The following is a 12,177-nucleotide window of genomic DNA, read 5'->3' as shown; positions in this document are numbered from 1 at the left end:
CGGGGGTAAGCTCGCTAGCCGCGCGGTTATCAGCTTGCCTTGGTCAACAACTCTTTCAGCAAAGCATTCGGAAAGCGCCGGCTGGGCGTGATCGCGTAAAAGCGTTCGCGAAGGTCGGCGATGCGGTAATGCTCCACCAACAGGCCCTGGCGCAATTCATCCAGCACGACCACCGGCGGCACCAGGGCCAAATGGTCCGATTCGCGCGCCAACAAGCGCAACATCGCCATGTCGTCCACTTCCGCCACCACGATGGGCCGCACGCCGGCTTGCTCCAGCATGAAATCGAAAGCGCCGCGAATTTCGCTCTCGATGCTGGGCAACAACAGCGGTCTGGCGTTCAAATCCTGCGGAAACCGAAACGGCGCGGCGGCACCATCGGGTTTGCCGACCAGGCTGACCGGCTGCTCGTCCAACAGATGGCAATGCCAATTGGCTTGGGCGTCGCGCGGTGCCGGCCGGTTGGACAACACCAGATCCAGGGTATGCGCGTGCATTTGCAGCAGCAATTCGCGCAAGCTGCCGGAGTGCAGCACTAACTCGACGTCGCTGCGCTGCACCCAGGAGCGCACCAATTCCAGTTGGAAGTTGCGCGACAAGGTCGAAACCGCACCGATCCGTAACAGTTGGCGTTCGCCGGCCGAGCGGCCGTGCATCAAACTGATCAACTCGTCGCCGGTGCGAAAAATAGCGTTGGCGTAATCCAGCGCTATCCGCCCGGCTTCGGTCAGTTGCAGGCGCTTGCCTTCGCGCTCGAACAATTTTTGCCCTAGCGACTCTTCGAGTTGGCGCAATTGGATACTCAGCGCCGACTGCGACACGTGCAGCCGCTCGGCCGCGCGGGTCAGGTTGCTTTCGTTGGCGATCATCCAGAAATAACGCAGGTGGTGATAATTCAGACTGGCCATTTTTCATTAACAAAACAGAACGTTTCTATTAAGTACATATATTGGATGAATTAATGGCCGATTGCTAGCATGGCATCTCACCGACCACTGCCAAGGAGATCGTCATGTGTAGCACCAGCCGCGATAGCAATAACGCCAATCGGCAACACCCAGCTCACCGCCGTGCCGTTACGGCAGGAGGCCGGCTATGAGCGCTTGGTTGGCATACACCGCGCTCGCCGCCCCGGCCCAACTGATTTGCGCCGGGTTGGCCGCTACGGCCTGGGTTTTGGCAAAGGCGCGCACCAGCGCAGCGGTTTGCGCCGCGCTTGCCGCCGCTGCCTTCGTCAGCGCTGCGATTTGCGCGGTCGGCATATTTGCGCTCGGCAAATTCGAGGGAAGCGTGGTCGGCGTCCCGCTCTACATCGACCGCCTGTCGGCGGTAATGCTGACTTTGGTTGCCTTTATCGGCGCCGTCGTCATCCGTTATTCCGGCAATTATCTGGACGGCGATCCGGACCAGCGCCGCTTCTTGCAATGGCTGTGCTGGACGGTCGCCGCGGTTTCGATACTGGTGATTGCCGGACATTTCGCCGTTTTCGTGCTGGCCTGGATCGTGACCAGCCTGTGCCTGCACCGGTTATTGCTGTTTTATCCGGAACGGCCGGGCGCCCGGATCGCCGCCCGCAAAAAGTTCCTGGTCAGCCGGTTGGGCGACATTGCCTTGATATTGGCCGGCGTCTGCCTGTATCGCGCCTTCGGTACCTTGGAGTTCGGTGCCTTGTTTACCGCCGAAACGGCTGCCGAGCATGGTGCGACCGTGACTGCCGCCAGCTTTGCGCTGATCGTGGGTGCAGTCATGAAATCCGCACAATTTCCGTTTCATAGCTGGTTGCCGGAAGTGATGGAAACGCCGACCCCGGTTTCGGCGTTGATGCACGCCGGCATCATCAACGCCGGCGGCTTTCTGGTGATTCGGATGAGCCACATCCTGGTGCAAGCCCCCGCCGCGCTGCATATGCTGGCCGTGATCGGCACTTTCACCGCCTTGTTCGGATCGCTGGCGATGCTGACCCAAACCAGTGTCAAAAAGTCGCTGGCGTTTTCCACCGTCGGCCAGATGGGTTTCATGATGCTGCAATGCGGTTTGGGCGCCTTTTCCTCGGCGCTGCTGCATATCGTGGCCCACGCCCTTTATAAAGCGCACGCCTTTCTCTCCAGCGGCAGTGTGGTCGACATCGCCCGCGCCGCTTGGGCGCCGCCGCTGCGCGACAACCGCCATCCCGGCGAACTGCTGTTGGCGTTTCTGGCGGCCTTGGCCTTAACCGCGGGCGCTGCCGGCCTGTTCGGGCTGCACCCGGCCGAAGAGCCCGGTATCGTCCTGTTGGGCGCCATTTTGCAAATGGCTTTGACCTACCTGCTTTGGAACGCTTTGGCCCATCACGCCGGCCCCGGCCAAATCCTCAGAGCCGTATCGATCGCCGCCGGCACCAGCCTGCTGTATTTCGCGCTGCAAGCCGGCTTTCTGGGGCTGCTGCGCGGCGAAGTGGCCGGGCCGATGCCGGTCGACAGCCTGTTCGACGGCCTGTTGCTCAGCGTGGTACTGGCCGGGTTTTTCGCGATCTTGATGTTGCAGATTCAGTATCCCGGTCCGGCCGCACCCAGGATCTGGCAAGCGGCCTACGTTCATCTCTACAACGGTTTTTACATCAGCACGATAGCCAACCGTGTGCTCGATCGCTGTTGGCCCAAATCGCACCGCTTCGACCATCGCCAACCGGGAGGAATGCCGCAATGAACTCAGCCTTATCGCCATTGAAAGTTACAACCGACTCGGCCGCCGCGGTTAGCGGCCGCTCTGCCCCGAATTATGGCTTGCCGGCGGCCGAGCTAACCGCAGCGATTCAGAGTGCCTGCAGCCGGATTGCACCGCTGTGGCCGCTACAGCATTTCGTCGCGGTCAATCCGTTTCTGGGGTTGAGCGAACGCGCGTTTGCCGATGCCTGCACATTGGCCGCCGAGTCCGGTGCCGGCGACATGCTGATGCCGACCCGGTTCTACGCCGAACAATACCGGCGCGGCCGGATACGGACCGCCGATATCGGACAGGCGCTGGCACTGACCGGCAGCGGCATGGCCTTGGAACAGTGTCTGGCCGAGTTGCACGACGCGCGGCCGGCTCCGGCAGACCCGGAACCGCCGCGTTGGCCGACGCTGGCCGATCATTTGGACGCGGCGTACGGCAGCCGCTGGGCCGCCTTCGTCACCGACGAAATCTCGAAATGGTGTGCCGCCTATTTCGACGAGGGGCAAGCCTCCTGGCGCATGCCGTGGCGCGACCGGCCGTTGTATGCGGCTTGGCGCCGGGCCGCGGCTTTCGACCGCACGCCGGAACTGGCCGGTATTTCCGGCTTCCGCCGCTATGTCGCCGGCCTGCCGGACAAACCTTTCGAGGCCGTCGCGCAGATTGTCGCCGCTATCGGCATCCCGGCCGAACGCTGGGCGGATTTTTGCTATCGGCAATTGCTGACGATAGCGGGCTGGAGTGCCTGGCTGCGCCAGAAAAACTGGCACGGCCAGCCGGAGCAAGCCGGTGCGGCAATGCTCGAATTGTTGGCGATACGCCTGGCTTACGAGCACGCCTTGCTCGTCGGCGTTGCCGGGCCGGCGGACATAGAGGCCTGGCAGCATATTTGGCAAACTCAGGCGCAGGCGGCGGCCGAGGCCGGCCGCGCGACCGAGATTCGCCATGTGTTGCAGACGGCTTATGAACTGGCGACGCAGCGCGGGTTGCTGCGGCAATTGGCTGCGTCGCCGGCGGTTGCCGCTGTAGAGCCAGCGGCCGGTAAAGCGTTACAGGCGGTGTTTTGTATCGATGTTCGCTCCGAAGTGTATCGGCGGGCGTTGGAGGCCGTGTCCGGAGAGATCGAAACGCTGGGATTTGCCGGCTTTTTCGGTTTTCCGATCGAATATATCGGCCTTGGCCATCATCGCGGCCAAGCGCAGTGCCCGGTGCTGTTGCAGCCTAAATACCGGATCCGCGAAAGCGTCGCCGATGCCGACGTCGGCGATTTGCGCAAAATTCTGGAAAAACGCTGGCTGCACAAACGGTTGCAGCGGCTATGGAAAGGCTTCAAACATTCGGCGGTGTCCTGTTTTTCCTACGTCGAGATTTCCGGTTTGAGCTTTGCCGGCAAGTTGCTCAGCGACAGCCTGGGCTTGACCCGAACGGTAGCCAAACCGGGCAGTGCCGGGCTGGACCGAGCCGTGTTGGGCCGGATCGGTCCGGTCATCACCCGCCAGCGCGGCCGTTTGATCGCCAAAGGCGCGGTGGTGGAAACCGGCATCGCCCTCGGCGAACGCATCGAACTGGCCCGCAAGGCACTGCAGGGCATGAGCCTGACCGACCGCTTCGCCCGCTTGGTATTGCTTTGCGGCCACGGCAGCAGCACCGTCAACAACCCGTATGCCGCCGGCCTGGATTGCGGCGCCTGTGGCGGCCATAGCGGCGAAGCCACCGCCCGCGTCGCTGCCGCCGTGCTCAACGATCGCGAGGTGCGGGCCGGTCTGGCCGGCCAAGGGCTGCTTATCCCCAAAGAAACCTGGTTCATCGCCGGCCTGCACGATACCGCCACCGATACGGTCAGCTTGTTCGATCTGGAGCAAGTGCCGCATTTCTTCAGCGCCGATCTGGCCCAACTGCAAGACTGGCTGGAGCACGCCTCGCAGTTGGCGCGGCGGGAACGGGCGCCGGGGTTGGGCCTGGCCGTGGGCAATGCCGCCGGCTTGCTAAAGGCTATGGCGCAACGCAGCCGCGATTGGGCCCAGGTCCGGCCGGAATGGGGTTTGGCGGGTAATGCCGCGTTCGTCGCCGCACCGCGGCAACGTAGCCTTAGCGCCCGATTCGACGGCCGGGCGTTCTTGCACAACTACGACTATCGCCAGGATGGCGACGGCGCAATTCTGAACCTGATCATGACGGCACCTATGGTCGTCGCCAGTTGGATTAACTTGCAGTATTACGCCTCCAGCGTCGACAACCGGCGTTTCGGTAGCGGCAACAAGGTCTTGCACAATGTGGTCGGCACCCTGGGCATCCTGGAGGGCAACGGCGGCGACCTGCGTACCGGCCTGCCCTGGCAGTCGCTGCACGACGGGCGGAACCTGCGGCACGAGCCGCTGCGTTTGAGCGTGTTTATCGAAGCGCCGGCGGCGATGATCGAGCAGGTTCTGGAGCACCAAGCCGGGGTGCGGCAGTTGGTGGAAAACCGTTGGTTGCATCTGTTGCGCATCGATCCCAATCAGGGCTGCTGCTATCGCTATGCCGGTCCGCATTATTGGCAGCCGGTTTCTATAGACCGCGAGGAGTTTTGAGATGAATGTATCAACCTGCGAGCGGCTCGATCCGGCCGCCGCCGATCATTTGGATTTGCTGGAAGCCGAGGCGCTGTTCATCCTGCGCGAAGTAGCGGCGGAATGCCGCCATCCGGTGTTGCTGTTCTCCGGCGGCAAGGATTCGGCCGTACTGCTGCATCTGGCCTACAAAGCGTTTTATCCGGAACGCATCGGCTGTGCGCTGCTGCATATCGACACCGGCCACAATTACGCCGAGGTGATTGCCTACCGCGACCGCATGGCCGAGCGCTACGGCTGCCGGTTGCACGTGCGCAGCGTCGAAGATTCGATTCGCAAAGGCTCGGTACGCTTGCGGCATGCGTTGGAATCGCGCAACGCCCACCAAGCGGTGACCTTGATGGAAGCGATTGCCGAATTCGGCTTCGACGCCTGTTTCGGCGGCGCTCGTCGCGACGAGGAAAAAGCGCGGGCCAAGGAGCGCATCGTCAGCGTGCGCGACGAATTCGGCCAGTGGGAGCCGAAAAATCAGCGGCCCGAGCTATGGTCTCTGTACAACACCCGCGTCGCGCTGGGCGACCATCTGCGCGTGTTTCCGATTTCGAACTGGACCGAGCTCGACGTCTGGCAATACATCCAGCGCGAGGACATCGAATTGCCGGAACTGTACTTCGCCCACCCGCGACAGGTGGTGCGCCGCGGCGACATTCTGGTGCCGGTGACGCATCTAACGCCGGCCAATCCCGGCGATACCGTGGAAACGGTCAGTTGCCGCTTCCGCACGGTCGGCGACATTTCCTGTACCGCACCGGTGGCATCGACGGCGAGCAACGTCGCCGACATCATCGCCGAAACTGCGCAATGCCTGCTGACAGAGCGCGGCGCCACGCGCCTGGACGACCGCGCCTCGGAGGCGGCCATGGAACAACGCAAAAAAGAGGGGTATTTCTGATGAACGCAATGCTAAATTCAAGCGCCGACAGCTTCGATCATGGAGCGGAATCGACGGCTCGCCCGACCGGCCTGCTCCGTTTCATTACCGCCGGCAGCGTCGACGACGGCAAAAGCACGCTGATCGGCCGCCTGCTGCACGACACCGGCAACGTCGCCGCCGACCAACTGGCTTCGATCCGGGCCACATCGCAAAAGCGCGGGCTGGCGGCCATCGATTGGTCGCTGCTGACCGACGGCCTGATCGCCGAGCGCGAGCAAGGCATCACCATCGACGTGGCCTACCGCTACTTCGCCACGGCGCGGCGCAAATTCATCATCGGCGACGCCCCCGGCCACGAGCAATACACCCGCAACATGGTGACCGCCGCCTCCGGCGCCGATCTGGCGATTCTGCTGGTCGATGCCCGCAAGGGCGTCGTTACCCAAACCCGTCGCCACGCCTATCTGGCACATTTACTCGGTATCCGCGAGCTGGTGCTGGCAGTGAATAAGATGGACCTGGTCGATTGGCAGCCGACTGTGTACCAAGCCATCGTCGACGACTTCAACACTTTCGTCGGCCGCTTGGGTCGGCATCATGTGCAGGCGATTCCGCTGTCGGCGTTGAACGGGACCAATGTCGCCACCCGCGCCGAGGCCATCCCCTGGTACAGCGGCCCCTGTTTGCTCGAACATCTGCAATCCAGCCCGGCCAGACGCGATGCCGCGGACGCCCCGTTGCGGCTGCCGGTGCAGCGGGTAGTGCGGGTCATGCTGGGCAACGGCGCCGACGGCGAAACCGCAACGGAGTTTCGCGGCTACCAAGGTATGCTGGCCTCCGGCCGGCTGCGGCTGGGCGACGAAGTGGCGGTGATGCCGAACGGACAGCGGGCTCGGGTCGCGCGCTTGAGCGTGGCCGAGCGCGACTTGGCCGAAGCCGGCGCCGACCGCTCCGTGGTGGTGGCGCTGGACCGCGAGATCGATATTTCCCGCGGCGATATGTTGTGCGATCCGCAGCAATTGCCGCGCATCGCCAAGAGCTTGACCGCGGATATCTGCTGGCTATCCGAGCAGCCGCTGGACATGCGGCGTAAGTATCTGATCAAGCACGCGACCCGCAGCGTCAATGCCTTGTTCGAAGAGCTGAGCTACCGGGTCGACGTCAATAGCTTAGCGCAGCAGGCGGCGCCGGATACGGCACAGATGAACGACATCGTCCGCGCCCGATTAAAACTGCATCAACCGGTGCTCGCCGATGCCTACGGCAGCAATCGCACCACCGGCAGCTTTATCGTGATCGATCCGGTGTCGTTGCATACCGTAGCGGCCGGCGTGATTGTCGAATGAACCCCGAATCAGCCAGGAAAACCTAATGAATTGGCACGAATTCTTCCAACTGTTTGCCGGCTTGATATCGGTGGTGAATCCGATCACCGCGATGCCGGTTTATCTGTCGTTGACCCAGCGCAAAACGCCGGCCGAACGTCGGCAGACGGCTATCACCGCCGCCTTTGCGGTGACGCTGGTGCTGTTGACCGCATTGCTGGCCGGAGAGCCGATTCTGGGTTTTTTCGGTATCGGCCTGCCGGCATTTCGCGTGGCCGGCGGCCTGTTGCTATTGCTGATGGGGATGTCGATGCTACGGGCCAGCGACGACCGCTCGCGGCATACCCCGGAAGAAGACGCCGAGTCGCAGGACAAGGCTTCGGTGGCGGTGGTGCCGCTGGCCATCCCGTTGCTGGCGGGGCCGGGCGCGATCAGCACGACCATCGTTTACGCCCACCGCGATTTGTCGTTGAATCATTATTTGCTGTTCAGCGGAGTGATAGTCGCCGTCAGCAGTATCGTGTTGCTGTTTCTGTTGCTGGCGCCGCGTATCGTCGCCATCATGGGCCAAACCGGCATGAACCTGGTGACGCGGGTTATGGGACTGTTGCTCAGCTCCATCGCCGTTGAATTCATCGCCGGCGGGATGACGGAGCTGTTTCCGCTGTTGGCCGGTGTTTGATTGGGAATCTGGAGAGCCGTCATGCCGCTATCGAATGCTATCGAAAGCGATTATTGCGGACAGCGCGTAGCCCTGTTGACCCAGCACGGCAAACAAACGCCGTTGGCCGACGTGCTGAATAGCCGGTTAGCGTGCCAAATCGAGCATGTCGACGGCTACGATACCGACCGGCTAGGGACATTCACCCGCGATATCGCCCGTGCCGGCAGCCAGCTCGAGGCGGCGCGCAGCAAGGCCCGAATCGGTATGGAGCTTGCTGGCCTACCCATTGGCCTGGCCAGCGAGGGCGCTTTCGGACCGGACCCGGTCACGTTCATGTTGCCGCACAATCTGGAATTGCTGGTGTGGATCGACGACCGCCTGGGGATAGAAGTGGTCGCCACCGCGTCGGGTGCCACCAATTTTGCCCACCAAACCGTAAGCAATTGGGAGCAAGCCGAGCTTTTCGCGCTGGCCGCCGGCTTTCCGGAACACTACCTGATTGTGCGGCCGGGTCATCAAGACCACCCCGAGTTTCGCAAGGGCATATCGGCTTGGGACCAGCTAGAACAAGCGCTGGACTGGGCGCTAGCGTCTTCGCCCGAGCGCCAGGCTTTTATCGAAACCGATATGCGCGCCTTCGCCAATCCGACCCGAATGCAGAATATCCGCCGCGCCGCCGAAGCCTTGGCCGAAAAGCTGCTGTCGCGCTGTCCTGCCTGCGCCGCACCCGGTTTTGCCGCGTCCGGCGTCGTGCGCGGTCTGCCTTGCGAGGATTGCGGGCAAGCGACGGCGGAAGTCAAAGCCGATATCCATCGCTGCCCGCGCTGCGGCCATCAAATGTCGGTCGTGCGCGAACGGCAATTCGCCTCGGCCGGACATTGCAATTACTGTAATCCTTGAGGCCTTGGGCTAAGAGGGCTAGAAATCGTTAGCCGGGCAGATCGCAAAACGGGTTGACGATGCGTAATTCACGTTGGATGGTTAACTACAGAGGTAAGCAGTAGTACGCAGATCATGCCTCTTCCTTCAGTTGCAAGGCCTTGACCGTCGGCAGACTAACAGCCGCTTAATAAACCGCGTCGTGATCGCCAATATTGATTGGAATGATGCGACCGTCTTCGATCAATAATTCCAGGGTAATGCGGTAAGACAAATTGATGGAAACCGAATGGAGCCCAGCCAACTTGCCTTGCAGCGGATGCAAACGGAGCGACGGGTGAAACGGATTGGCTTCCAGTAACTGCAAGGTCTTTAAATACGGTTGCCGTAGTGCCGGATGGCGTTTGATAAAGCGTGCGGCTTTTTTATCGTATTGCTCGGTAAAAACCAAGGTATACGCCATTACAGTTTGTCCAGCCGCGCCAAATGCGCTTCCGGCGACTCCTGCGTGAAGCGGCCGGCCGCCAAATCCGCGCGGGTTTGCGCCAGCGCTGCATCCAGTTCGCATTCGCGCAAATAGTGGTAATGGGCGATGTCCATCACCACAAAACGCTCCTTGCCGCGCACCGACACCACTGCTTCCGGTGCCTCGGCCAGCGCCGCCTCGATAGCAGCGATACCTTTGGTTTTTAAATCGTTGGCGCTAATGTGCGACATGGTTATTCCCGGCAGTTAATTTAGGATGTCAATGGTGTGCTTAATAGTGTGATTAAGCAAGCGGTGTTTCGTATCCAACCATGGAGCCTAAACGGTGAGGTCGATAAACGGATTGACGATGCGCAATTGATTGTCGACGACTTGGCCGTGCTGCAGGTCTTCCGAATACAAGCACTCGCATTGGGCCACCAACGCCGCAGCGACGATCAGGCTGTCGTACCAGGAAAAACCGTAACGTTCGGCGATGTCCAGGCCGCGTTCGTGGATATCGACGCTAAGCGGATCGATTTGACAGATCGCTTTGACGACTTCTAAGGCTTCTCGGACTTCGGCATATGACATTTTGAATTTGCGCGTAGCGACCGAGGTAAACTCGTTCAACACTTGCACGCTGATCGCGCCGCCGTCGGCAAGCAAGGCTTCGGCTCGGTTTGCCTTGGTATCGTCGGCTGACAGCAAATACAGCAGCACGTTGCTGTCGAAAAATGCTTTAGCGGTCTTCATTCGCTTCCAAGCGATCGAACTTGAAATCCGCTGGCATGCGGCCACGGAATTTGCGTAACCTGCCCAGCAGTTCCAGATTACTGGCTTTTTTTTCGATTTCGAACAGCCGTGCGCCGGCAATCTGAATCTCGACATCGTCGCCTTCCTTCAGTTGCAAGGCTTCGACCACGGCGGCCGGCAGACGAACCGCTAAACTATTACCCCATTTGGCGACTTGCATGTTAGAGTTCTCGATAAAATATACTTTTTTGAATTGTATATCATTTGGCAACAAATGAGCTTATTTTTGGATGTGGCGAATAACATGGGGAGTATTATTCGCGTAAAGCACCTTAAAACGCATTCGCTTATCTTGTTCGGAGACAGATAATACTTGGCAGACAAGGGCTTTATGCAAAGATTGGCCAAATTGTAGGATGTGCCGAACAACGTGAGGCGCATCGTTCGCGATGATCTCGTCCGCGAGCGATGCGCTTTCGCTCAGCACATCCGATGTCCTATAAGTTTTTAATAATTACACGCTTGGAAGATAAGTACATTTTGCACGGAGAACTCAATGCATCAATCACTGATAGTAATTAAACAGCATTTAGAAACCATCGTTACTCAAATACGCACAACAATCCCAAACAATGAACCATTTGGGCCTGCCCATGGAAATTGGACTTTTCCCGGACTAACTCGAGATGAATTAATTGACGAAGCGCAGTCAATTATCGATATTCTGGATACTCAATCGGCAGATGATCTAGGTAGCCATGAGCAATATATTAGCGATTACGGGCGTCGCCTACTTTTTCTAAGTCAGAACACAATACCGAATATCTGGGGTAATGCCGCTCAAGGTGTTCCTGCTTATATTTTTACGCTAAATGGACTTCGTAAAGCTCTGGCACCTGTATTAAATCCAGATGGCCACGCAGATGCGATCATTAAATTAAAAAAACTATCGAATCAGCTTCGTAGCTTGGAAGCTAGGTTAAACGGACTTGAACCTCGTACAGCCTCACTTAAATCAATGGTGGAGAGGATCGAGCAAGCTTACAACGCAGCCGAACAACTTCCTACGGATTTAGAGTCATTGCAAGAAGCCCGGCAAGCAATTAAAGAATTGGTTCAAGATTCAACTACTGAACATGGAAGAATTACCGACATCCGGCAAAATATTGAAGGGGCCGAAAAATCATTGAGTCAGTGCTCTGATGACGCGAAAGCCGTACTTGAACGCTGCGAAACTGCCTACGCTGCAGCAACCAGCGTAGGCCTTGCTGCTGCTTTTAACGAACGATCAAACGCCTTAAATAAAACCACCTGGATTTGGACCACAGGTTTAATTTTTGCGCTTGGTTTAGGTAGCTTCTTTGGATCAAAGCAGCTTCATTCGCTTTCAAGCTTAATTGAGTCACCAAATGCATCTAGTGAGGTAATAGCTCTTAATTTGTTGTTGTCATTAATTTCAATAGGTGCGCCTGTATGGTTTGCGTGGCTGGCAACCAAGCAAATTGGTCAGCGATTCAGGCTAGCTGAGGATTATGCTTACAAAGCATCAATCGCTCGGGCATATGAGGGTTTCAGGAGAGAGGCGTCTAGGTTTGACAATGACATGGAGGAACGTCTCCTTGCATCTGCGCTGACTCGCCTTGATGAAATACCTCTTCGTCTAGTAGAAACACAAACTCATGGCAGCCCGTGGCATGAGCTTGCTTCCTCCGACACAGTGAAACAAGCAATAAAGTTAGTTCCTGGATTCACTGAACAAATCAGAGAACTCGCCAATAAGACACTCAGTACTATCGCGGTCTCAAAAGAAAAACCAAAAATTAAAACGACATCAGAAGTCGAGCAATAAATCTCAACTGGATATTGCCAGCCCGCGTAGCCGCGATTAGCGAAGCGTAATCGCGGGCATGATGA

Annotated in this window: 12 protein-coding genes; 7 read left to right on the top strand and 5 right to left on the bottom strand. The window is 58.8% G+C overall.

Annotated elements, in window-relative coordinates; genetic code table 11:
• Positions 1-29: 29 nt before the first annotated feature.
• Positions 30-908, bottom strand: coding sequence for a LysR family transcriptional regulator (locus MKFW12EY_RS19120; RefSeq protein WP_054763402.1), 879 nt, complete (start codon positions 906-908; stop codon positions 30-32).
• Between the two features lie 187 nt (positions 909-1,095).
• On the opposite strand from MKFW12EY_RS19120, the gene MKFW12EY_RS19115 reads away from it, so the two are divergent.
• From MKFW12EY_RS19115 to MKFW12EY_RS19090, 6 genes are read left to right on the top strand one after another with little or no spacing between them, the layout of a single operon-like run.
• Positions 1,096-2,685, top strand: a complete 1,590-nt coding sequence (locus tag MKFW12EY_RS19115) for a proton-conducting transporter transmembrane domain-containing protein (protein WP_221053576.1) — start codon at positions 1,096-1,098, stop codon at positions 2,683-2,685.
• Positions 2,682-5,261 carry a YbcC family protein gene (locus MKFW12EY_RS19110; protein WP_221053575.1) on the top strand — a complete coding sequence of 860 codons (2,580 nt, stop codon included), beginning with the start codon at positions 2,682-2,684 and terminating at the stop codon, positions 5,259-5,261. The genes MKFW12EY_RS19115 and MKFW12EY_RS19110 overlap by 4 nt, the downstream gene beginning before the upstream one ends.
• Position 5,262: 1 nt before the next feature.
• Positions 5,263-6,192 (top strand): sulfate adenylyltransferase subunit CysD, encoded by a 930-nt coding sequence (gene cysD / locus MKFW12EY_RS19105; RefSeq protein ID WP_054763774.1) that lies wholly within the window; start codon positions 5,263-5,265, stop codon positions 6,190-6,192.
• Entirely contained in the window at positions 6,192-7,520 is a 1,329-nt protein-coding gene (locus tag MKFW12EY_RS19100) for a sulfate adenylyltransferase subunit 1 (RefSeq protein WP_245006357.1), read from the top strand. The genes cysD and MKFW12EY_RS19100 overlap by 1 nt, the downstream gene beginning before the upstream one ends.
• A gap of 25 nt (positions 7,521-7,545) precedes the next feature.
• The gene (locus MKFW12EY_RS19095; protein WP_054762092.1) at positions 7,546-8,181 is read left to right on the top strand and encodes a YchE family NAAT transporter; all 636 of its coding nucleotides are present in this window, start codon (positions 7,546-7,548) and stop codon (positions 8,179-8,181) included.
• 21 nt (positions 8,182-8,202) lie between these two features.
• Entirely contained in the window at positions 8,203-9,063 is an 861-nt protein-coding gene (locus MKFW12EY_RS19090; protein WP_054762081.1) for a DUF6671 family protein, read from the top strand.
• 166 nt (positions 9,064-9,229) lie between these two features.
• On the opposite strand, the gene MKFW12EY_RS19085 is transcribed toward MKFW12EY_RS19090, so the two are convergent.
• From MKFW12EY_RS19085 to MKFW12EY_RS19070, 4 genes are all read right to left on the bottom strand, one after another.
• A complete protein-coding gene (locus MKFW12EY_RS19085; protein WP_054762080.1) occupies positions 9,230-9,505 on the bottom strand; it encodes a type II toxin-antitoxin system RelE/ParE family toxin in 276 nt (91 codons plus the stop codon).
• Positions 9,505-9,759 carry a prevent-host-death protein gene (locus MKFW12EY_RS19080; RefSeq protein ID WP_054762078.1) on the bottom strand — a complete coding sequence of 85 codons (255 nt, stop codon included), beginning with the start codon at positions 9,757-9,759 and terminating at the stop codon, positions 9,505-9,507. Before MKFW12EY_RS19080 ends, MKFW12EY_RS19085 begins: the two co-directional genes overlap by 1 nt.
• A gap of 87 nt (positions 9,760-9,846) precedes the next feature.
• Entirely contained in the window at positions 9,847-10,263 is a 417-nt protein-coding gene (locus tag MKFW12EY_RS19075) for a PIN domain-containing protein (protein ID WP_054762077.1), read from the bottom strand.
• Entirely contained in the window at positions 10,250-10,483 is a 234-nt protein-coding gene (locus MKFW12EY_RS19070; RefSeq protein WP_054762089.1) for an AbrB/MazE/SpoVT family DNA-binding domain-containing protein, read from the bottom strand. The genes MKFW12EY_RS19075 and MKFW12EY_RS19070 overlap by 14 nt, the downstream gene beginning before the upstream one ends.
• A 336-nt stretch (positions 10,484-10,819) precedes the next feature.
• Here MKFW12EY_RS19070 and MKFW12EY_RS19065 point away from each other — a divergent pair, with 336 nt between their 5' ends.
• Complete coding sequence (locus MKFW12EY_RS19065; RefSeq protein WP_054762075.1) at positions 10,820-12,112, top strand: AAA family ATPase; 1,293 nt, start codon at positions 10,820-10,822, stop codon at positions 12,110-12,112.
• Positions 12,113-12,177 lie beyond the last annotated feature (65 nt).

The sequence above is a fragment of the Methylomonas koyamae genome (genome assembly GCF_019669905.1).
In the GTDB taxonomy this organism is placed as follows: Bacteria; Pseudomonadota; Gammaproteobacteria; order Methylococcales; family Methylomonadaceae; genus Methylomonas; species Methylomonas koyamae.
The sequence above is the reverse complement of the archived record's forward strand: the minus strand, read 5'-3'. Positions and strand labels throughout refer to the sequence as shown.